Here is a 23,003-nt window from a genome sequence, read left to right on the forward strand (position 1 = left end):
ACAGTGACATTGCTGCCCCTTCGCCTTGCATGTATTAAGCCTGCCGCTAGCGTTCATCCTGAGCCAGGATCAAACTCTCCATTGTAAATTTTGTTTTGCTACATAAGTAGCCTTGATTCTATTCAAACGAGTTTTTCTTACTCTTTTGGTTTATCTCATCATGTCAAAGAACAGGGCCAATCGCACTTTCTTTTCTTCTTGTCTCTCGCGTCGTTTGCGATTGGGATTGCAAAGGTAGAAAAGATTTTTTCAACTGCAATACTGGGGAAAGAAAAATCTCCATTTTTTTGAAAGTTCTTCAACTATTCAAAATATTCAGAAGCATTGTGCAATTATTCACCCGAAAGGAAGGGATATTTATAGTCTTTCGGTGAAACCAGCGTTTCTTTGATGGCACGGGGCGATACCCAGCGAAGCAGGTTTAAAACTGATCCGGCCTTATCATTTGTACCCGATGCGCGCGCTCCACCAAATGGCTGCTGCCCTACAACCGCTCCGGTTGGTTTGTCATTAATATAAAAGTTACCCGCTGCATTGACCAAATGTCTTGTCGCATATTCGATCGCATAGCGGTCCTTCGAGAATACAGCGCCCGTTAACGCATAAGGTGAAGTGTCGTCAATGATCGGGATAATCTGTTCAAACTCATTTTCATCATATACATATATAGTAAGCACAGGCCCGAAGATTTCCTCGCACAGTGTCACATAATCCGGTTTAAAGGCGCGAATAACAGTTGGTGCTACGAAATACCCCTTAGATTTGTCAAACGTGCCTCCTGCGACAATTTCCGTATCGCTGCTATTCTTTGCGCCTTCTATATAGGAAGCAATCTTGTCAAACGATTTTTCATCTATGACCGCGTTGATGAAGTTTGAAAAGTCTTCAACACCCCCCATGTTAATCTCTGCAAGATCCGCGAGCATCAGCTGTTTAACCTCTTCCCACAAATTCGAAGGAATATAAGCCCTGGAAGCTGCCGAACATTTTTGCCCCTGATATTCGAATGCGCCTCTTACTAGGCCAGTGGCTACTTCCTTTGCATTGGCGGATTTGTGTGCCAGTACAAAGTCCTTGCCCCCTGTCTCTCCTACGATCCTTGGGAATGTCTTATATGTAGAGATATTGTCGCCGATTGTTTTCCAGATAGTCTGAAACACCTTGGTACTACCTGTAAAATGTACTCCCGAAAAATCCTCATGCCGGAAGATTACGTCGCCGGCAACCGGGCCATCGACCAACACCATATTTATTACGCCATCCGGTAGCCCTGCCTCCTTAAAAACCTTCATAATCACATTCGCCGCGTAAACCTGTGTGAATGCCGGTTTCCAGATCACTACATTACCCATTAATGCGGGTGCAGCGGGCAGGTTTCCAGCAATCGCTGTAAAATTAAATGGCGTGATCGCGAAGATAAAACCTTCCAGCGGACGGTATTCCATCCGGTTCCAGACGCCTTCAGATGACACCGGCTGTTCTTCATATATTCCCCGCATAAAGTTGACATTAAGCCTCAGAAAATCAATGATTTCACAGGCTGAGTCAATCTCCGCCTGATAGGCGTTTTTGGACTGGCCTAGCATCGTCGCCGCATTCATTTCGGCACGGTATGGGCCGGCGATCAGGTCCGCGGCTTTCAGGAATATCGCGGCGCGTTGCTCCCATGTAAGTGTAGCCCAGGCATTTCTGGCTTCCAAAGCCGCGTCTATTGCTTTGAAAACATCTTCCTTAGTCCCTTCATGAAAATACCCCAGGATATGCTGGTGATCATGCGGCGGCGATACCACTTTTTTATGCTGCGAATAGATTTCTTCTCCCCCTATATACTGCGGGATGTCAACGGTTTTAGACCGCGCTTCTGCAATCGCTTTTTTAAGCTCTTCGCGTTCCGGACTTCCTGGTGCGTAACTTTTTACCGGTTCGTTCCTAAGAGCCGGCACGTTGAAAATTCCTATCGACATATTATCTGGTTTATTTTATTGATTTAATATCTGTGATTTCTGAACAAAAATATCTTGCTGTACGATCCCTGCAACCCTTTTCTAGCAGCGTACCCGTGCGCTGTTCACTTCATAAAGTCCATTTAAAGTTTTCAAAGTGAGTGACCTGCTGGGATTTTCGTTAAATTTGCACTCCAATTTCCGGATCAATCATACAAAATGATATTCTACAGTACCAAGACCGCCGAACTGAAAGCATCGCTGGAAGAAGCTATTTTTAACAGCCTTCCTCCTGACAATGGTCTCTATATGCCAGAATCTATTCCCACTATTTCAAAGGAATTTTTGGCAGATATTGAAAACAAAACCTTCAAAGAGGTCGCTATCGAGGTCGCCGACACACTTTTGGGCAGTGAAATTACAAGAAGCGAAATTGAATCCATCATCGATCATGCGTATGACTTCGAGGCACCGGTCGTCAAGATTACTCCTAATGACTATGTTCTTGAACTGTTTCATGGCCCATCCATGGCTTTTAAGGACTTTGGCGCGCGGTTCATGGCTGCAATCATGTCTCATTTTTTGCAGCGCTCCAACAAAGAAATCCGCATCCTGGTAGCAACCTCCGGAGATACCGGCGGCGCGGTCGCACAGGGATTTTATAAAGTGCCTGGCATCACTGTTACTATTCTTTACCCGAGCGGAAAAGTAAGCGATATTCAGGAAAAACAATTGACCAGCCTGGGACACAATGTGACTGCCATTGAAGTGGACGGAACATTCGACGATTGTCAACGGCTTGTTAAGGAGGCATTTCTCGATCCTGAACTCAGTGCAAAATATAACCTTGCCTCAGCCAACTCCATTAATATAGCCCGGCTCATTCCACAATCTTTCTATTACTTCGCGGCTTATGCGCAATTGAAGAAGTTTGGGAAGCCATTGGTGATCTCAGTGCCAAGTGGAAATTTCGGTAACCTAAGTGCAGGGCTTCTCGCCTACCGAATGGGTCTGCCTGTCGAACATTTTATAGCAGCTACCAATGTAAACAACGCGGTACCCCGTTATCTTGAGTCCGGAGCCTACGAACCCGTTCCTTCCATCGAAACGATTTCGAATGCGATGGACGTCGGCAGCCCGAGCAACTTTGTGCGGCTGACCAGATTTTTTAACGATGACTGGAAATTGGTGACGGAAAAAATCTCCGGCGCTTTTTATACTAATGAGCAGATACAAAAATCGATGCGGGAAGTTTTCGGCAACGCCAACTACGTAATGTGTCCGCACACCGCAGTTGCTTACCGGGGCCTGCAGGAGTACCGCAAAAAAACCAACGGCGATTTTATCGGAGTCTTCCTTTCAACCGCCCATCCGGCGAAATTTATTGACCTCGTAGAAGAAACACTTGGAAAAAGTATAGATGTGCCTGCCAGGCTGAAATCCTTGCTCGATATTGAAAAAGTTTCGATTAAAATGAAACCGCAATTTTTGGATTTCAAATCACTATTAATGAGTGGGTTAAAATAGATTTAACGAATTTTATACCGCCTGAGATTTCAGTATTTACCTGAATGCAGGTATCGGCTCGTAAATTCGAAAACCTAAAAGGCCCCGGAGCGACAAACTCCGGGGCCTTTTTCTATTTCTGCAAAAATTTCTCTAGTTGATCACATCGCCTCGCAAAATGCGAAAACGCTTTCTCGACTCGGCGACAAAAATGCTGCCGGGATATTTTTCCATCAGCTCCTGGTATAACTTCATGGACTGATCTTTGTCATTGAGTTTGTCCTGGTAGAGCTTCGCCATCGCAAAGAGCGCATCGTCGCCATAGAGGTCATGGCCAAATTTGGAATACAACAATTTCAAGTCGTCCATCGCCTGTCTATTGCTATCGAGCTTAATGTAGGTCTTAGCGGTCAGCCAGAGAATCTCGTCGGCCAGACTATGGCTTTCGTATCTTTTATAAAGTTGTTTCAAAGAATCGATCGCCTCGAACTTTTTGTTTTGGAATAACTGTAACTCCACAGAAGAATAAGCTTTCATCGCAGCCTCGGTGCTATCAAGGCCGGTATTATCCATGATAAGGAGTGACAGCTCATTGGCATCGTTGGCAATCTCGCGGGTTGTCGCTTTTTTCAAGATGTCCAGAACTGCTTTGGCAAGTTCGAACTCACCTTTGAAATAATGCAGCTTTGCATTCCGGAGCTTCGCTTCGTAGCCTAGCACATCGTCCTTTTGTGACTTTTCAACCTGTGAATATACCAGCGTCGCTTCCCAAGGTTCGCCTTGCAGGAGGTAAATATCTCCGAGATCGAGCTTGCATTTATCTACAAAATTCTTCTCGGCCTTACCGGCATCGATAGCTGTCTGCAATATTTCAATGGCTTTTTTGAAGTCATCCATATAAAAGGCATTCAAAATAGCCATATTCCGTAGTGCTTCGATCGTGCGGACATTCACGCCCAGCTCGTCAACCAACTGCTGGTATTGGCCTAGAAGCTTCTGCACCTCGCTACGCTTTACAGGATAGGTATTCTTTACCTGTTCTTCCCGTGCGAAAATAGCCATTCTACGGGCGACAGGATAGAGCTGGCCTTTCGGATATTCTTTCACCAAATGGTCGAAGATCGTACCTGCATTCGAATAATCGAGATTCTGCAGTGCGAGCATTCCCAGGTTATACAGACGCGATCCATTGTGTTTGAAACGGCGGTCCAGGGAGCGTTCCTGAATAAATGCCTTGTAAAAATCCTTGCGCTGGACCTGGTACCAGATCAGCAATTCATTATAAAAGCCTTCGTTCGGAAATTTCTGGATCTTGTCATACAAGACTTTTTCCAGCAATGCTTGCTCCTTCTCGTCTTTCATGAAGTCCTGAAGCATATTCTGCACCACCTCGGTATTCTGATAACGCATACCGTATGAAAGCAGCTCGTCAATCATTTTCTCAGGCTGGTTCAGATCACGGTAAACGCTAGCTAGCTCCAACTGAAAAATGTCGTAGCGTTTAGCGCCCTCCCTGGCTTCCAACAAAATATTCTTGGCCCATTCAGACTGGTTATTAGCCCGGAATTCGTCCGCCAGATCACGTTTAAGCTCTGTTCTTGCACCGGATGCGGTAATGACCTGCTCATACCTTTTGGAGGCCTCCACGGCTTTGCCCTGGTTCTCAAGCATAATGCCCCAGTTGAGATAATACCACGGCGCATTATTGGCGTCGCCTTTGATCTGCTTCTTGAAAAACTGTTCGCCATCGCCCCAAGCCTTGTTCTTCACAATGCAGCTTGTATAATTCTTAAGCGAAATCTTCTCAAACGAATTTTTGAGGAAAGAAGAGTAGTAAGTAAGTGCCTTTGGACAATCCCCGTTTTTGAAGTATTCCTCGGCCATCTCCCGCTCCCCCTGCCCAAACGCCGCCACGGCCCCGGAAAGCAGAAATCCTATCATCAAACAGCTCGAAACCTTTTTCATAATAGATAAAAAAATCTTTTTCCTTTAGTTATTATCATTCATTAGGGCTGTGGATTTGTGAATAAGTATCTTGTCCACTGTAGATTAACATAGTTATCCACAAATTGTGAATAACTTAAGGGAGTTATCCACTGTAGCGTTTTTTGAAATCAACATTTAAGTTGCTGAAATACAAGTTAGGAAATATTCTGTACACATATGAATGTGGGTAAATACCTTTAGCTGACTATTTTTGTTATCCACAGTTTCTAAAGTGGATCAACGTACTGTTAACTCTGGTTTAGTTATCGATTATCCACTGCAGGTCAAAAATCGGTTTTTTATCCACACATAATAGGGGTTATCCACAAGCTTATTCACATTTTAGACCCTCTTACCAACAAATTTTCCGGGTTATTCACATAGTTATCCACAGACTGTAGACAAAAAAGCCGTTATTTTTCTTCAGGAATCGCGATGTTGATATCATTCAGCTCGAAATTCGCCTTGAGAAGTATCTTATCCGGCAAGTAATAGATAGGTTCTGGCTGAAGACTCTTGTCCATCTGACCCGTGTCCCACCTTTTGTTGCGGTTTTTGTCAATTGTAATGCGCAGAAAATATTTTCCCTGAGGAATGTTCTTGAAAGTATAGGGTGATTCATGAAGTGTTTCGATCACTTTGTATTGCTCATCCACCAAGTCCAGAATGAAATGGACTGATGTGTCTGCATTTGTAACACGACCACGGATTACTCCAAAATCCTCTTCGTTTAACATTGGGTGCTTAAGCAATGTTTTAGGCAATGTGTCGCCTTCGACGCTGATGATAGATCCTTTTGGAATGTCAAATTTCACGGTGTCTTTTGCAAAGGATTTTGCGTCGATGGTGAGGATATTGTGGTTTTTGTTCCAGCGCCATTTAAACGTGCTCAAAGGTTCGTGCGTGAGGCTGTCAGAAATTATTGCGATTTTCTGGTCGTCAATTGCGCGTATTGGCTTATTCAGAATGAGCTTATAGGTGAAGGTGTTGGTCACCGGCTTATTAGCTTCCGGCAATGTTGTGAGCGACATCGGATCGAGTTGACGTTGTTTGCCGCGTTGCGCTTGAAATGCAATTTTCTGCTCAAATTCGCTACTTGTACCCAATGAATCTACGGTTTTTAGTTTTACCAAAGTAGTATCGGAATGTGGCTCCACGTTGAAAAACTTGAGATTTGTACCGTTGGGTTCGAGCATATATGGAAGCGTGTCTTTGTTCATAAACGTGACTTCCACGCTCTCGATTGGTTTGCTGAAAACGACAGCGTAATTATTGACCTTCGGTAGCGTTCGTTGGACCTTCAACAGGGTGTTATCCGACAAGTACATATTGAGTTGGTAGGCGGCGGAGTCGGTGCCGGCAGTGATCGTTTTGCCGAAAAAGCCCATCCTTTCGTCTTTTGCATTGTACAGCATGTTGCGGTTTTTATCGTCGATGGCGATAAGTTTGTATTGTCTTGTCTGAATATTTTCGATTGAAAAGACTCCGCTACTGTCGGTTCGCGAGAAATAGTAAGGCTTTTGTTTGGCGATATTGAGCGTGTCGCTGACATTATAAAGTCCTACCAGCGCATCGAAAATGGGCTTGTTGGTACGAATGTCTTTGAGTGTCCCATAGACGCGTCCAGAGTCGAGCGAACTGCCGGTACTGAATACAAGTTTCAGGTTTTTTGCTGGGTTCTTTTCTGCGAAATCTTTGATCGCATCGCCAAAATTCAATGTGTAGGTAGTACTGTCTTTGAATTGATTTTTGAATGTTAACGACACCGACATGCCGTTCGGTTTGTAAGAGTAGGGATTGTCTGCCTCGGGTGTTATCACCAGTTTCTGGTTAATATTGTCGACTACTACATATTCATCAAAGAACAGTTCGATTTTTTTCCCTTTAAAGTTGAGTGTTTTGTTGAGCGGATTGCTCTCCACAAGGTTAGGGGGAATGGAGTCTCTTTTCCCTCCCGTAGGTGGGACCTGCTGAGCGCAGCGCTCGAAAAGAAACAGGAAGAGCAGGGCAAATGCAATTATTCTAAGCATTGTCAGATGAATTTAAAAAGCCCCCAATACAGTGGGGTATTGAGGGCCGTTTGATGTATTAAAACTGATCAGTTTTTCGAGATAATGTAAATCAGACTGGAAGTATTCAATTCTTTATCGCTGCCAGACCGGCCTTTCAGATTGGACTGTAAACCGGTTAATGCGCTGTCGACCATATTCATTTTTTTGTTCTTGTATTTTGTGCTAAGCATACTCACATAGAAGGAATCGAACCACATTGGGAGTATTTTTTTGACGGTCAATCCGTGCCTGTGCATGAGATTTTTCATGGTAGCGCGGGTGAAATGGTACAAATGCCGTGGAACGTCGTAAGCGGCCCAAAAGCGACCGTATTTTGCAGCATCAAAAGATTGTGGATTGGGTACTGCAATGATGATCCGTCCGTTGGGCTTGAGCTGCCTTTCAACCCATTCTATGGTTTCATTCAATTTGTGGACGTGTTCCAGGACGTGCCACATTGTAATAATATCGTACTGCTGCGCTCGCAATGTATCCTCAGCGATGTTTTCAAATACCGTAGCCCCTACCCTTTTTGATGCTACTTCACGTGCTCCGGAGTCGGGTTCGGTACCAAAAGTTTTCCAGCCATTTTGCTTCACGGCTCCCAAGAAAGCGCCGGTTCCACAACCAATATCGAGTAAAGTCCCCTTCGTTGGAATTAGGCTATTGATCAATTTTACCTTCTGTTCAACCGTGTGATTTCTTACAGAAGTGTATACTTTACTCATCAGATCTTTGGCTTCGTCGTGATGAGAAATATAGTCCTGCGACTCATAAAATGCACCAATCTGCTCTTCCGACGGACGCGGATTGGTGAACAGAAAATAGCAGGAATTGCATTGCTGGATTGTGAATTCTTTGTGCGAAACGGTATGGTCTTCCACATTCAGATAATTGCTGAAACTGGATTGTTGACATACCGGGCATTTTTCGAGCGTTTCTAAAGACATTAGCGGCCTATGTAAAGCATTAAAACAGATATATCCGAAGGGCTGACACCGCTGATGCGTGAAGCCTGGCCAATCGTGGAAGGACGTGTTCGTTTCAGTTTTTCACGACCCTCGAAGGACATGGAAGTGACGACGTCATAATTGAAATTATCCACGATCATCAAGTTTTCCAGCTTGTTCATTTTCTCCACGAGCAGCATTTCTTTCTCTATGTAGCTGTCGTATTTTAGGTTGATTTCCGCCTGTTGTATCGAGTCATTTGCGTATTCGGCAAGTAATTCGGTCACGGTCGGACTTGCTTCGAGCAGTTGGTTGATCGAGATTTGCGGTCTTCTCAGCAATTGTGCGATTGAAATTTTTTCACGGATCGGCGCTGTGCCTATTACTTCTAAATCGGAATTAATCTCGTCGGGCGTCAGTTTGGTAGCGCTTAGCTTCGCGATGATCTCTTCTGTTTCACGTTTCTTTATACGCACCCTCTCGACTCTTTCGTGACTTGCTAAGCCTATCTCATAACCTTTTTCAGTAAGCCTTAAATCAGCATTATCCTGGCGCAATAATGTCCGGTATTCTGCGCGGGAAGTGAACATTCGGTAAGGCTCTTCGGTGCCTTTGTTAATGAGGTCGTCGATGAGCACGCCGATGTATGCTTCTGATCTTTTCAAAACGAATGGATCGAGATCGTTCACATTTCGGTGTGCATTGATGCCGGCCATGAGTCCCTGGCAAGCTGCTTCCTCGTAGCCGGTGGTGCCATTGATCTGCCCCGCGAAAAACAGATTTTTTACCAAGTGCGTTTCAAGCGTGGATTTAAGTTGAGTTGGCGGGAAATAGTCGTATTCAATCGCGTAGCCAGGGCGGAACATCTTGGCATTCTCGAAGCCAGGAATTTTTCGGAGTGCGGCGTACTGGACGTCTTCCGGTAGGGAGGTTGAGAAGCCATTTACATAAACTTCTACAGTATCCCACCCTTCCGGTTCTACGAAAATCTGATGACGGTCCTTATCGGCGAAGCGGTTGATCTTGTCTTCTACCGAGGGGCAGTATCGCGGACCAAGGCCCTTAATGCGTCCAGAAAACATAGGCGATTTTTCAAAGCCGGTTTTCAGAACGTCGTGCACTTCCTGGTTGGTGTAGGTAATCCAGCAGCTGCGTTGTTTTGCAAGCGGCTTGGTGTCGGTGTAAGAGAATTTAGCTGGATTTTCATCGCCAGGTTGTTCTTCCATTTTTGAATAGTCGAGTGAGCGTCCGTCCACGCGCGGGGGCGTTCCGGTTTTCATGCGCCCTGCTTCAAAGCCGAGAGATACAAGTTGTTCGGTTAGGCCTGTCGCCGACTTTTCGCCGGTACGTCCACCGCCGAAGTTTTTTTCGCCGATATGGATAAGTCCGTTCAAGAAAGTGCCGTTTGTAAGAACGACAGACTTCGACCGGATTTCGATTCCTAGGCTGGTTATTACGCCGCATGCCTTACCATCTTCGACGATGATGTTCTTCGCTGTGTCTTGCCAGAAATCAACTTTGGGATTATTCTCAAGGATAGATCGCCATTCTTCCGCGAAACGTACGCGGTCGCTTTGACATCGGGGGCTCCACATGGCTGGGCCTTTCGAGAGATTCAGCATCCGGAACTGGATCATCGTTTTGTCGGAAACAATTCCAGACTGTCCGCCAAGTGCGTCTATCTCCCGAACGATTTGCCCCTTCGCTACGCCACCCATTGCGGGATTGCACGACATCTGTGCAATGGTGTGCATATTCATTGTGATTAGCAGTACAGACGAGCCCATTGTCGCCGCGGCGGCGGCGGCTTCGCAACCTGCATGGCCTGCGCCCACCACTATCACGTCATATTCCTGAAACATATTTTTACTCACTTGTTAAACCACTTTAATTAAAGTGTTCCACGTGGAAATTAACTAGAACGACCTAAGATATTCATCTTCTTTAGCTCTCATGGCCGTTTTAAGCGCTTCACTCGAGTCTCCATACCCCGCGAGGTGGAGAAGCCCGTGAATGAGCACACGACGCATTTCTGTATCAAAATCGGTGTGGAACGTAGCTGCATTATCACGTACCCTGTCTACACTAATGTAAATATCCCCTTCCAACTGATTGTCTTCCTCACTATTGTCAAACGTAATGATGTCCGTGAAATAGTCGTGATCGAGATACTCCTTATTGATTTCGAGCAGGTACTCGTCCGAACAGAATATGTAATTCAGTTGGGACAACTCATAACCTTCTGAAATTGAGGCGTTTTTGATCCATTTTTTAGTTTTTAGCGGATTAACTACCTTAAAATCAACATCTTCTGAGAAGAAACTAACCATGTTTGATGATTGCACACCCATAACCGCCTGAGCAGAGCCGGCGTGCATGATATTTAAATATTTGACCGTAAATAATTTACAAACTTACGAAGTATACGGATAAGAACATGAAAAGCAGGGAATAGCGTCTGTAAGCCCCTGTTAAAAAGAGTTAACGCTATCCCCACCCTATCCCAACAAATCGGGTGTGTGATCAGTTCTTGGCCTGGTATTTACGGAAGTAGGTGTCTACCTCTCGCTTGTAGAATGGTGAGAATGTTGGTGGTATCGTGCGGAGCAGTTCAGTTTGTTTCTCTTTCTCGCGGATATATTTTTCAAATGCTGCCGGCGGTTGCTTCGGTTGTTGCTTCGCACTTTGGGCTTTGCGTTGCTCGTCTTCGTCCTGCTCCTTCATAGCCCTTTCAGATTCGAGTAGGCGGGTCGTGATTTCCTGGTTGCGTTTGATAAGCTCTGGCGTCACACGTTTGTTGACAAGGTCGGTTTCGGTTTCCTCCATCTTGTCGGTGATCTCCTGCAGCTCCTTCCCCATTTGCTTGCCTTGTTCAGTGCCTTTCTGGGATTCCATCAACTGCTGGATCATCTTGCGGATCGCGGCTTGCTGTGCGGCCATTCTGGCGAGTTGCTCCGATTGGTTGCCCTGCCCTTCCTTGCCCTGGCCGAGTTGTTTCATTTGACCGTTTAGTTGCTCCTGCATTTCGCCCATGCCTTTCTGTTCGCCTTTCTGCTTACCCTTTTTGCCTTTGCCAGCACCGGGCATGGCCATCGCCATTTGCTGCTGCATTTGGTTAAAGACGTCGCTCAGCATTAATGCTAGGTTGTTCATGGAAGTCATGGCAAATTGCTGCTTAGAGGTCGCGACATTGATCTGGCGGTCTTTAATGCTTTTGACGCTTTCGTTCATGTACGATTTCATATCGTTCAGCTCGCGGGTAATGAACGATTGGATCTGCACCACGCGGTTGGCCAGCGCGTACAGGCTGTCTTCGACGATCTTCGCATCGTCTTTCAATTTCAGTTGCTGCTGGCCGAGTTTAACAAAACGTGGGTCTTGTAAGCTCACGCCACGGAAGTCTTTCATCAACGTCTCCTGATCGAAGGATAATGTGATCAGGTTTTCGAGAATGTCGCGCAATGCATCAAGGTTTTCCTGCATTTGCTCCATTTCTGCCGACTCCATTTGTTCCTGCATAGACTGCGCCATTTTCTTCATCGATTTTGCCGCGTTTTTTTGCGACTGAGACGCTTTCTGGTTCTGTTGCTTATCAAGCTGCTGCTTGCTTTGTTCCATTTGCTCAGAAGCGTTTTTTTGCTCGTCTTCCTTGGTGTCGAGTTGCTGTTCCAGCTCCATCGCCATTTCTTCCAGCTCCTTGCTGTTTTCCTGGGCTTTTTTGAAGTCCCCTTGGATCTGTTCCTGCTGTTTTTTCAGGTCTTCGTTTTTGCCTTTTTTATCGTCGCCGTTTTTATTCTTGTCGTTCTGCTCAGATTTGTCGGCGAGCTCATCTTCCTTATCAGCCAGGTCGTTCAATTTTTCGGCGAGGTTTTCCATTTTCTGCTCCATCTGCATTTGCTTGAAGAGCTTCATGGTTCTTTCCAATTCTTTTTCGAGGTTGTTTTCTTTATTGCGGAGTTTTTCAAGCATTGTGGACATCCGTTCGCTCTGTTTTTGTTCCAAAAGCTTTTTAAGCTCTTTGTAGAGCTTTTCCGTATCCTCATCCATCAGATCGTTCATCAGCTTTTGCAGTTGCTCGATCTTCGCCTGTAACTCGGGGCTTTGCTGGTTGAATTGACGCGCCTTTTCATTCGCATTCTGATGCTTTTCCTTCAATGCTTCGAGCTCCTTCATCAGGTCCTCGCGCTTACGTAATACTTCTTCGATTTGTTTCTGCTCTTTGAAATCGAGTTCCTTGTTGCTTTTAAGTCGATTCTCCAGATTGTCAATGTCCTTTTGCAGGCTCTGCGCCTTTTTCATGGCAGATTGCATCTGGTTCTCGGTTTCCTGTTCGGATTTCTTCACCTCAACTTCCAACTGATCTTTGGATGGAACCGTAAACTGGATGGAGCGCGATCGGGCACTTTTTGCGCCATTCACGCCGTCATTATCCCAAACCTGGGCGTAGTATTCGATCTTATCTCCTGGCGCGAGTTTGAGGCTGTCGACATACCACTGGAAGAAAAAGCTCTGCGTATTGACAGTTTTATTAAATGGAATGGGAATGCTTTTCGGCTTCGAAGCCGCATCCTCATTGACGCGTTTGACAGAATAGAACATTTTTAGCTGTGAAAACCCGTAATCATCGCTGATCGAGCCGCCCATTACGAGGTAATTATACAATGTCGTATCCTGGAAATTTTCGACGTTCATCACGGGGTATTTATCCGGAATGACGTTGATGAAATAGCCTATCTTGTCGGAATTGGTTGTTTCATCGTTTTTCAGATAAACCTGGTATTGAGCCGATTTCCGCACCGTTCGACGAATCTCGAAATGGTCGCCATTATTTTCTTTGGCTTTGTAAAATGCGGAATCGTTCTCGAATTTGATCGCCAGTGCTTTGGTGGAAGATGTATTGAAATTCCATTCGATGGTAGTGCCTTCCGGTACCGAGAGGTTTCCTACATTGTTCAGCCCTTCGGAAGGTTTGTTTAGATACGCTGGATAATGCAGGTTTACATCAAATGACAACAGCGACGGCCGTTCGTTCAATGTAATGCGGTATTCGTCCGAAGCATAACCGGCCGCGTCGAATGAAAATGCGACGTCGCGTTGCAAGTTTTTGAAAGTGTAGGAAAAATCCTTGGCACTTTCCTGGGTTAGTTTGAAACGTGTGCCATTCTGCACAAGGTAAACTGCGGATGGCAAAGCATCGCCTTTAAGGGTCAGTTTTAATGTAAAATCCTCATTTCGAAATGCCTTCAAACTCTTGTTTTGCAGTTCAAAAGTGAACGGTGCGTAGGTATAATTTTTTCGGAAATGGATAATGCGGTCGGAGCTTGACGAAAAGAAGGCGGGATTAAAAAGCAAAATCACCGCAATAGCAGCCAGTGGATAAATCGCATATTTAAGCCTCTTTTTGTTCTCATTAAAGCGGATGGCATCAGAAAAGCGGACGATGAGCAGCTGGCTGGACTTCTGCCGGATACTGGCCTCAATTAAATCCGATTGCGTGCCCGTCAGGTTTCGGAGTTGCAGCGTATTTACCAGTTTATCCCCTACCTCTGGGAAGTACTGCCCGATCTGCAATGCAGCCTGTTCGTCGGAAAGTGGTCTTCTCAAACCATACAAATGGATTAACGGCTGGACAACCCATTGGACAAAAGAAAATACCAGCACGGCCAAAAAGCCAAAAAACAGCATCCCGCGCACCACCGAGCTGAAACGCCCGAAATATTCGATTGTATTGAAAAACAAAAAGACAGTCAGCAACAAGGCTATCGAAAAGATCGCGCCTTTGAGCAACTGGTTTTGATAATATTTCTGACGGTATTCCTGAATGCGGAGCAACAGGCCTTCCATTGAGGTAGTGAAAGGAGCCATAGTGGTCTAGGTATAAACTGTGAAGTTTTTATAACGCATCCGCCGCGTAAAAATTACCGAATGCCTACACGTGCTAAAAACAAAGAAATATAGCGAATTCCTACCGCATTTACCCGGAAAATATCTAAAAATCCAGGTATTGTCACACCGGGTGTCGCCGCACCGGGTGTCGCCACACCGGATTTTTAAATCATAGAGAAATAAGCAAACCTGCCGAAGCGTAGTTGATCCAGTTGAAATTGTAGATCTTGTCATTGCCAGCCCCCCCTTCGAGCATGCGGTAGCCAAGCTTGATCGCGATAGTGTTATTGAAATTGTAGGCAACCCCACCAAAGATGTCCTCCGCACGTCCCTGCTTAGCCGCCAATGCGTCACCCTCCAAAATGAGACTCCAGTGATAAGCCGGTTTCCAGGAAGCGTAGAAATTAATGAGCGGTACGAAGCCTAGGTTGTCATAATGCGTATCGGCATACTCGCTCTTGAAACGAATGTCGGCGTCGCGGATCTTGGCTGTAAGCCCCGCCCCTACCCTCCACTTCCCGTTCGCAAAAAAATCGTAGCGGTAAGTCAGCCGGTAGGAATTGAATTTGTAATCTACATTCAGCGGCTGCCCGGAAATAAAGTTGGAATTATTGAAATTGGTGTTTTGTGAGAGTGCCCCGCGGTAGTGGATGGTCAACGGTGCGAAGAGCGCGGAGATGTTGTGACGATTACCAATCCGGTAGCCTGCACGAATGCGATAAAACGCGCTCCTGTCAAGATCAAGTTGCTCTGGCAGATTCACACGGGTACCACTTCCGCTGGGAATTTGCACTTTATTGTAGCTGGTGCCAAGTATGAGCCCACCCTCGACGTCGAAATTCAGCTGCGCTAATGCGGGTACGTACGCGCTGCATATCAGAATGATCAATGCGCAAAGAGCGGTTTTCATAGGCGACGTTAGTATATAAAAAACAAACAACCCGGGGTCGGATTGTTTGTACAAAATTGATGCCTGAAGAAAAATATAATCGGCCGCTGCGCGGCGAATTATGCAGGAATTGCCTCAGATGAATTTTTTACATTCTTAACGAAAGCAATTACGTCGTGTTCGAGGTCAGTACTTTGATGCAATACACGGATGAACGCGCTACCGATAATAGCACCGGCGGCATGGCTCGAAGCTTTCGCAAATGTGTCGTGGTCTTTGATGCCAAAACCAATCAAACGCGGATTACGAAGCTTCATCGCATCGAGTTTTTCAAAGTACGCTTCCATATCGCCGCTAACGCCGGATTTCGAACCGGTGACGCTCGCCGAGGAAACGGTGTAGATAAAACCTTCACTCACTTCGTCGATCTGCCTGATGCGGGTTTCCGAGGTCTGCGGCGTTACAAGGAAGATATTCAGCAACCCGTGCGTGTCGAAAATAGATTTGTATTCGTTGAGGTACACATCCATCGGCATATCGGGTAGAATAAGCCCATCGACTCCGACTTCGGCGCATTTAGCACAGAACGCTTCGATACCATATTGCAAAACCGGATTGATATAACCCATCAGCAGTACAGGCACAGAAACTGTTTCACGCATATCTTTCAGCTGATCGAACAAAATGCGTACGGACATGCCATTTTCCAGGGCGCGGTCATTGCTTTGCTGGATCGTCTCGCCGTCGGCCACGGGGTCCGAATAAGGCATTCCGATCTCGACCAGGTCGGCTCCGCCATCCTGCAATGCTTTCAGAACGCGTGTGGTATCGTTCAATTCCGGGAAGCCGGCCGTAAAATATACGTTCAGCAGTCCCCGACTGGATAGTCCGGAGCTGTCGGTGTTTTGATTAAAATTCTGAAAAAGGCTTACAATGCGGTTCATTCCTGTGTCCAGTAGTCAACAACTAATACTTTGTCCAGGGTAGGTTCCAGGACTTTTACGAATGCTTTGTGTTCAGGATGCGGCAGGTATACTTCACGTGCTGCTTCGCTTTCGAAGCTTACGAAAAAAATGTGTGTGAAGCCCTGTGCCAATCCTTCGGGGCTGTTGTTGGTACCCCATTCAAATCCCTTTACCTCTTTTACTTTGGAAGGAAGCTTTCTGAAAGCATCTTCCACTTCCTTTATTTGCGCGGGCGTTGCAGAATCCTTGAATTTGAAAAGAACAACGTGACGCAGCATTTTTTTAGGTGGATTTGATGGTGAAACAAACGACATGGTGCTGAAAAGGACCATGGAAGCAAGCAAAAAAAGTTTGAATCTATGCATATGGTGTTATGAATTAAGGTGATCTGGGTACAGGCCTAGGCCGAGCAGTTGAGGCATTCGCCTTCGTCGCTGAATTTCAGACGATCGAACTCGCCGAGTTTTTCTTTCATTTCAAGGATTTCGTCTTCCATATCGCACCGTTCGAAGAGCGATAGTTCACCTGAGTTTACCTTCGCTTCCAGTTCCTGGATCTTCAAACGTAGATCGAAAACCTCAGGGAGAGTCAATGTAGCCATGTGATTGTATTGAGATGAGAATTAATCAATATATTTCATATAAGTGCCCATATCCTTATCACCGCGGCCCGAGAGGTTAACAACCACTGTTTCGTGCTCGGAAGCACCCAGACGGCCCAAGATGGCCAATGCGTGCGATGATTCCAATGCGGGGATAATGCCTTCATTACGGGTCAGCTCGAACGCTGCTTGCACTGCTTCATCGTCGGTAGCCGAAAGGAACGCTCCGCGCCCGCTTTCAAAAAGCCATGCGTGCTGGGGGCCGATACCCGGGTAATCCAACCCGGCGGAGATAGAAAATGGTTCCACCACTTGGCCATCTTCGGTTTGCATCAGGATCGTGCGGCTGCCGTGAAGCACGCCGGGCTTGCCCAACGCGGTAGTAGCCGCGGAATGTCCAGTGGTAAGCCCCATTCCCGCTGCTTCAACAGCTACGAGTTTAACGTTTTCTTCGTCGAGGAAGTGGTAAAATGCACCTGCTGCATTGCTGCCGCCGCCAACGCAGGCAACCACATAATCGGGCGTTTCTTTACCGATATGTTCTTTCAACTGCCAACGAATTTCCTCCGAAATAACGGATTGGAAACGCGCTACCATGTCAGGATAAGGATGCGGACCTACCACCGAGCCGATAATATAATGTGTATCGACCGGATTATTTATCCAATGGCGCATCGCCTCATTGGTGGCATCTTTCAGCGTTCTCGACCCACAGGTAGCCGGGCGTACTTCCGCGCCGAGCATTTTCATGCGCGCCACGTTAGGTGCCTGGCGCTCAATGTCGAGTGCGCCCATATACACGATGCATTCCAGGTTCATCAACGCGCATACGGTAGCAGTGGCAACGCCGTGTTGTCCGGCACCAGTTTCAGCTACGATGCGCTTTTTGCCCAGGCGCTGCGCCATCAGGATTTGCCCGATGGTGTTGTTTACCTTGTGTGCGCCGGTGTGGCAGAGGTCTTCCCTTTTGAGGAAAATATTGGTTTTGTATTTTTCAGAAAGCCGGTTCGCGCGGTATAGCGGTGTAGGTCGACCTACGTAATGACGTAGTAAATCGTTGAATTCTTTTTGAAAAGAAGGGTCTGCGATTACTTGTAGGTAGTTTTCACGCAGTTCTTCTACATTCGGGTATAGCATTTCGGGAATGAACGCCCCACCGAAAGTTCCATAGTAACCGCGGTCATTTACCTGATACGACTTCTTTTCTGCAATTGATTCCATAAAAATTAAGCTTCCGCTTCTTCTTGCTCTTTTACACGAACTAAATTAAACAACTCTTCCAGCTTGGGTATATCCTTAATGCCCGGCTCGATCTCGAACTTGCTGTTGACGTCGATGCCGTAAATCGGAAGGGTTTTGGATAATGTGATGATCTCCTCGATGTTGTCCAAACCTACGCCTCCGCTGAGAAGAAATGGCTTCTCATTATCATATTTACCTAGCAACTTCCAATCGAAAGCCGTTCCGTTACCGCCCGGGTTTGCGCCTTTGGTATCAAACAGAAACAGGTCACAGAACGACTTGTAATTGTTAAGCATCGCAAAGTTGAACTTCTCATCGATGGAGAATGCTTTGATCACGCTCACGCCTTTCTGACGGATGCTTCGGCAGATATCCGGCATTTCATTCCCATGCAGCTGCGCATATTGCAGGTCATATTTTTTGACCATATTCAAAATGTGGCCAGGGTTTGCGTTCACAAACACACCCACTTTTTTAATGTTCTTGGGAATGCTCCGGATATACTCTTCATTCAATTCCTCACCTACAAAACGCGGCGACTTGTCATAGAAAATAAACCCTATAAAATTGGGTTGTAAGGCTACAACCTGCTCAATGTTGTTTTGCTGGCGCAATCCGCAAACTTTAATTTTCATAGAACCAGAGGATTTAAATTGCTATGTTGAGTTAAGTTTTGTTGCAAACCTGCAAGTGCGGCTCCGGGGTTTACAGTTTTCATAAATGTTTCTCCTATCAAAAAGCCCTTGTAGCCATATTGGAATAGCCTGAGAATGGTTTCGGCATCTTTTAGCCCGCTCTCGGAGATCTTCACAAACTGATCCGGGATCAACTCGCTGAGCTCGATCGAGGTTTCAATGGAGGTTTCAAAAGTTTTTAAATTACGGTTATTGACGCCGACGATATCGATATCCTCACCTACACTTACAGCCAATTCTTCTGCATTATGGACTTCCAGCAGCACTTCCAGCCCGAGATCATGGGCTCTCTTGCTTAATGTCCCGATTTCCGACGCAGTAAGGCATGCTGCGATTAGTAAGATCACGTCCGCACCGATGGATTTGGCCTCGAAAAGCTGGTATTCGTCTACGATGAAATCTTTTCTGAGCATGGGAATATGCGGGTTGGTGTCCCTTGCTTTGAGGAAATCGGCAAACGAGCCGCCGAAAAAGTCGAGATCTGTGAGTACGGAAAGTCCCACGGCCCCTGCATTTACGTAATCGTTTGTCACGATTTCAGGAAGCACATTGCCGTTGATAACGCCTTTGGAAGGTGATTTTCTTTTGAATTCTGAGATAATGCGGGGTGTGGCAGATGATCTTAAAGCGCTTGCCAGCGAAGAAGTTTTTCGCGCGAACAACGGCTCCTTTTCCAGGTCGGAAATGGATCGTATTTTTTTCGATTCGCTGATTTCTTGCTGCTTACGGGCGATAATTTTTTCTAAAATATTCATCTAAAAATGCTGTAACTGCAATTATCTAAAGGGAGAAATGCTTCCCCACAAATTATTCTTCGATTAATTTTTTAAAAGCCTGCAATGCTTTTTTGCTTTCGAGTGATTCCCGGGCCGTTTCCACAGCGTCGGTCAGAGATAATGCCGGATTGGCACAGTAAAGCGCCATAGCTGCATTGGCCAGCACCGCCTGCTTCTGCGACGACGTCGCGTTATCATTCAAAACATTCATGAAAATCCGGGCCGAATCTTCCACCGTTTCGCCGCCGGATAAATCGCCGGCGCGCAATGTTTGAAGCCCTAGATGAGAGGGAGTAAGTACTTGCTCGGACCGAGCGGTAATAATTTTAAAAGCACCTGTCAATGACACTTCGTCGTAGCCGTCTAATGCGTGAAGAACCAGAAATTGCTTATCCGTTTGTTGGTAAAGATAAGCAAAAAGACGCGCTAATTCAAGACTAAATACGCCCACAAGCTGTTTTTTCGGCGATACCGGATTCACCATCGGGCCGAGCATATTGAAGAACGTTTTTACCCCCAATTCCTTTCGGACCGGAGCCACATTCTTCATAGCCGGGTGAAAAAGAGGGGCATGCAAAAAGCATACACCTGCCTGGTCGATCTTTCTTTCAAGGTAATCCCTGTCATTAGTAAACTTTGCACCCAGGTACTCCAGTACCGTCGACGACCCGCACATGGATGACACGCCGTGATTACCATGCTTCGCCACTTTTTGACCCGCTCCTGCCACCACAAAACACGACAACGTCGAAATATTGAATGTATCCTTGCCATCGCCCCCCGTTCCGCACACGTCGATAGGGTCGTAAGCCGATAAATCCACGGAAAGGCACAATTCAAGCAAGCCGTCGCGAAAGCCTTCAAGCTCTTCCACTGTAATGCTTCTCATTGCGTAGGTGGTTAAAAATGAGGCTATTTCGGAGTTGGAATATTTGCCGGTACCGATGCCCATTAAAACGTCTTTGGCTTGTGTTTTGTCAAGAACTTTATATTCAAAAAGATGGCTAAGAATGTGTTTCATTGTAATTTCAAAAGCTAAATGTCATTGGGTAAGGTGGTGTTATTTCAATAAGGAGGTCAGATTTGCAACCAGTTTTGCAGCATTTCTTTTCCGTGCTCGGTCAGTACCGACTCGGGGTGGAATTGCAGGCCTTTAACATCATATTTCTTATGAGAAAGCCCCATTACGCGGCCCTGTTCGTCCACGGCGGTAATGGTAAGGTCATCGGTAAATGTTTCGGGAATCACTGTCCAGGAATGATACCGGCCGACTTTGATCTGGGAAGGCAAACCTTTGAATATGCGGTCGCTGGTGTCGGTTACAATGGCGGTATCGGCAATGCCGTGCAGCACGTCGGTCATGTTTTCGAGTGTAGCGCCGTAAACCTCCCCTATTCCCTGATGTCCAAGGCAAATGCCTAGAATGCTTTTGGTTGGCCCGTATTCGCGGATAACTTCGTGCATAATGCCGGCCTCGGAAGGAATGCCGGGTCCGGGGGAAAGCAGGATCTTATCATAATCTTTGACCGCTTCCAAGGCGATTTTGTCGTTCCGGTAAATATCTACCTGATCGTGCAACTCCCGAAGGATGTACACGAGATTGTAGGTGAAAGAATCGTAATTGTCGAGAACTAATATTTTCATTGGTCGGTAAATTTCAAATCGTTTTTAGATTCCTTCTGCTACCTGAATGGCCTGGCGTAGTGCCGCCAGCTTGCTGTTAATTTCCTGCAACTCGCTTTCGACGTTGGATTTGGCCACGACACCCATTCCCGCACGGAAAAAAAGCGTATTGTCCTTGCTGAGGAAAGTCCGGATCGCGATCGCATGGTTGAAATCGCCGTTGAAATCCATAAAACCGATGGCACCTCCGTAAATGCTGCGGTTGCTGGTCTCCATCTGGTCGATCAGTTTCATGGCATTATGCTTTGGCGCGCCCGACAATGTGCCTGCTGGGAAAGTGTCGGCTACTAGTTGTAGCGGGTTCACACCCCTATTCATCTGGCCTACAACCTTCGATACCAGGTGGATTACGTGGGAGTAGTATTGTACCTCCTTGTAATTCGTGACTTTCACGGCATCGCAACTCCGGCTAAGGTCATTACGTGCCAGATCGACTAACATCACGTGCTCAGCGGTTTCTTTTGGGTCGTTAAGCAGGTTTTGGGCAGCTTCTGCATCGGCCTGATCATCTCCGGTGCGGCGGAATGTGCCTGCAATGGGGTGGATTTCGGCCTGGCCATTCTTGATGAATATCTGTTTTTCAGGAGAAGAACCGAATATCTTGTAATTGCCGTAGTCGAAATAGAAGAGGTAAGGCGAAGGATTGATTGAGCGCAATGCGCGGTAGACGTTGAATTCATCGCCCTGAAACTTGCGGCTGAACCTGCGGGAAGGTACGATCTGAAAAACGTCGCCTCTGAGACAGTGATCGATCCCTTTTTGGATCACTTTTCGCATTTCGTCGTCGGTAACGTTCGATGTTTCATCGGAGGTAATGCCGAAACCGTATTGTGGGAAATTCCGGTTTTTGATCAGCACTTCGATCTGATCGATGCCGCTTTCTTCTGTTGTATCGCCATAGTGATGTTCAAAAATGTAAAGCTCATTCTTGAAATGGTTGATGGCGATCACGTATTTGTAAACCTGGTAGAATATCTGGTCGATTTCCGTTTCTGGGCTGGCTGGCTGGATTTCAATGTCTTCGAAATAGGTCACCGCGTCATAGGTCATATGGCCAAACAAGCCGTTTGTAATGAAGGGGAACTTACTTTTTTCGGATTTGAAACTCTGCGCGAAGCCGTATAGTGCCTGAACTGCATCCTTGCGGTTCGTCAGCTCGAAATTAACTTCTGTATTGTCGGGAAACTTCTGGCTAACTGTGCCGTTGTTCAGTTTGAATGAGGCGATCGGATCACAGCATATGTATGTGAATGAGTTTTCATTGCCGTGGTAATCCGAGCTCTCCAGGAGCACTGTATTGACGAAGCGGTCTCTAAGTTTCAGGTAAATTGAAACCGGTGTCAAGGTGTCGGCGAGGAGCTTTTTGTGGTGTGTGGTAATCGGATAAGTCTTGTTCAGGGTTTCCATTTGCGGTAATGTAAAGTGTATAAAAAAAACGGCTCGCTGTCAGATGAACAGCGAGCCGTATGAATGTATATTTTGATTCTATACCATGCAATAGCCTACTTATCCATCTTGTTAGGACGGGTACGCCACCACCAAATAGTATTGAATAATTTCATAATTGAATATTGCCTTGCGACAGTTTGTATCACAAATATAGGAAAAAGAATAATTGCTGCAGTATTCCGCAAAATATTTCTGCAAGAATTTGCAAGAGCGTTTAATGGGCAATGGGTCTAGGAGAGCGGTGGTACCTTGGTTGTCTAATTTTAAAGACTGCCATTGTGACAGCCTATAAACGCAAAAAGCATCCTTTTGAGGGGATGCTTTTTGTTTGTTAAAATTGTGGCGGCTACCTACTTTACCAGGTTTGATCCAAGTATCATC

The 23,003-nt window shown here is 46.1% G+C and carries 19 protein-coding genes and 1 rRNA gene; 1 reads left to right on the top strand and 19 read right to left on the bottom strand.

Translation table 11 applies throughout. The features are described from left to right. Positions 1-85, bottom strand: a 16S ribosomal RNA gene (locus LZD49_RS34410); the annotation flags it as partial. Positions 86-332: 247 nt separating this feature from the next. Then, positions 333-1,964, bottom strand: coding sequence for an L-glutamate gamma-semialdehyde dehydrogenase (pruA, locus tag LZD49_RS34415; protein ID WP_234673045.1), 1,632 nt, complete (start codon positions 1,962-1,964; stop codon positions 333-335). Positions 1,965-2,162: 198 nt separating this feature from the next. Here pruA and thrC point away from each other — a divergent pair, with 198 nt between their 5' ends. After that, positions 2,163-3,470: a threonine synthase gene (thrC, locus tag LZD49_RS34420; RefSeq protein ID WP_234673047.1), complete on the top strand. Its 1,308-nt coding sequence runs from the start codon at positions 2,163-2,165 to the stop codon at positions 3,468-3,470. A 132-nt stretch (positions 3,471-3,602) separates the two neighbouring features. Here the strand turns inward: thrC and LZD49_RS34425 are convergent, their stop codons facing one another. The 17 genes from LZD49_RS34425 to LZD49_RS34505 all read right to left on the bottom strand — a co-directional run. Then, positions 3,603-5,414: a tetratricopeptide repeat protein gene (locus LZD49_RS34425; RefSeq protein ID WP_234673050.1), complete on the bottom strand. Its 1,812-nt coding sequence runs from the start codon at positions 5,412-5,414 to the stop codon at positions 3,603-3,605. Positions 5,415-5,848: 434 nt separating this feature from the next. After that, positions 5,849-7,465 (bottom strand): Ig-like domain-containing domain, encoded by a 1,617-nt coding sequence (locus LZD49_RS34430; protein WP_234673052.1) that lies wholly within the window; start codon positions 7,463-7,465, stop codon positions 5,849-5,851. 68 nt (positions 7,466-7,533) lie between these two features. After that, positions 7,534-8,436 carry a class I SAM-dependent methyltransferase gene (locus tag LZD49_RS34435; protein ID WP_234673054.1) on the bottom strand — a complete coding sequence of 301 codons (903 nt, stop codon included), beginning with the start codon at positions 8,434-8,436 and terminating at the stop codon, positions 7,534-7,536. Then, positions 8,436-10,298, bottom strand: a complete 1,863-nt coding sequence (gene mnmG, locus LZD49_RS34440; protein ID WP_234673056.1) for a tRNA uridine-5-carboxymethylaminomethyl(34) synthesis enzyme MnmG — start codon at positions 10,296-10,298, stop codon at positions 8,436-8,438. The genes LZD49_RS34435 and mnmG overlap by 1 nt, the downstream gene beginning before the upstream one ends. A 54-nt stretch (positions 10,299-10,352) precedes the next feature. Beyond that, the gene (gene ybeY / locus LZD49_RS34445; RefSeq protein ID WP_234673058.1) at positions 10,353-10,766 is read right to left on the bottom strand and encodes an rRNA maturation RNase YbeY; all 414 of its coding nucleotides are present in this window, start codon (positions 10,764-10,766) and stop codon (positions 10,353-10,355) included. Between the two features lie 193 nt (positions 10,767-10,959). Then, positions 10,960-14,280 carry a DUF4175 family protein gene (locus tag LZD49_RS34450; RefSeq protein WP_234673072.1) on the bottom strand — a complete coding sequence of 1,107 codons (3,321 nt, stop codon included), beginning with the start codon at positions 14,278-14,280 and terminating at the stop codon, positions 10,960-10,962. A gap of 211 nt (positions 14,281-14,491) precedes the next feature. Further along, entirely contained in the window at positions 14,492-15,232 is a 741-nt protein-coding gene (locus tag LZD49_RS34455) for an outer membrane beta-barrel protein (protein WP_234673060.1), read from the bottom strand. 98 nt (positions 15,233-15,330) lie between these two features. Further along, on the bottom strand, positions 15,331-16,155 hold the full coding sequence (trpA, locus tag LZD49_RS34460) for a tryptophan synthase subunit alpha (RefSeq protein WP_234673063.1): 825 nt from the start codon (positions 16,153-16,155) through the stop codon (positions 15,331-15,333). Further along, positions 16,152-16,508, bottom strand: coding sequence for a Dabb family protein (locus LZD49_RS34465; RefSeq protein ID WP_234673074.1), 357 nt, complete (start codon positions 16,506-16,508; stop codon positions 16,152-16,154). Before LZD49_RS34465 ends, trpA begins: the two co-directional genes overlap by 4 nt. A gap of 68 nt (positions 16,509-16,576) precedes the next feature. Further along, on the bottom strand, positions 16,577-16,777 hold the full coding sequence (locus LZD49_RS34470) for a hypothetical protein (RefSeq protein WP_015813244.1): 201 nt from the start codon (positions 16,775-16,777) through the stop codon (positions 16,577-16,579). Positions 16,778-16,798: 21 nt separating this feature from the next. Further along, a complete protein-coding gene (gene trpB / locus LZD49_RS34475; RefSeq protein ID WP_234673065.1) occupies positions 16,799-17,998 on the bottom strand; it encodes a tryptophan synthase subunit beta in 1,200 nt (399 codons plus the stop codon). A gap of 5 nt (positions 17,999-18,003) precedes the next feature. Beyond that, positions 18,004-18,654 carry a phosphoribosylanthranilate isomerase gene (locus tag LZD49_RS34480; protein ID WP_234673066.1) on the bottom strand — a complete coding sequence of 217 codons (651 nt, stop codon included), beginning with the start codon at positions 18,652-18,654 and terminating at the stop codon, positions 18,004-18,006. Next, a complete protein-coding gene (gene trpC / locus LZD49_RS34485) occupies positions 18,651-19,469 on the bottom strand; it encodes an indole-3-glycerol phosphate synthase TrpC (protein ID WP_234673067.1) in 819 nt (272 codons plus the stop codon). The genes LZD49_RS34480 and trpC overlap by 4 nt, the downstream gene beginning before the upstream one ends. 52 nt (positions 19,470-19,521) lie before the next feature. Beyond that, positions 19,522-20,511 (bottom strand): anthranilate phosphoribosyltransferase, encoded by a 990-nt coding sequence (gene trpD, locus LZD49_RS34490; RefSeq protein ID WP_234673068.1) that lies wholly within the window; start codon positions 20,509-20,511, stop codon positions 19,522-19,524. A 56-nt stretch (positions 20,512-20,567) separates the two neighbouring features. Further along, complete coding sequence (locus LZD49_RS34495; protein ID WP_234673069.1) at positions 20,568-21,134, bottom strand: aminodeoxychorismate/anthranilate synthase component II; 567 nt, start codon at positions 21,132-21,134, stop codon at positions 20,568-20,570. 24 nt (positions 21,135-21,158) lie between these two features. Further along, positions 21,159-22,580: an anthranilate synthase component I family protein gene (locus LZD49_RS34500; protein ID WP_234673070.1), complete on the bottom strand. Its 1,422-nt coding sequence runs from the start codon at positions 22,578-22,580 to the stop codon at positions 21,159-21,161. Positions 22,581-22,691: 111 nt separating this feature from the next. After that, a partial coding sequence (locus LZD49_RS34505) for a hypothetical protein (RefSeq protein ID WP_234673071.1) occupies positions 22,692-23,003 on the bottom strand: 312 nt, incomplete at its 5' end.

It is taken from the genome of Dyadobacter sp. CY261 (assembly GCF_021440085.1).
Lineage (GTDB): Bacteria > Bacteroidota > Bacteroidia > Cytophagales > Spirosomataceae > Dyadobacter.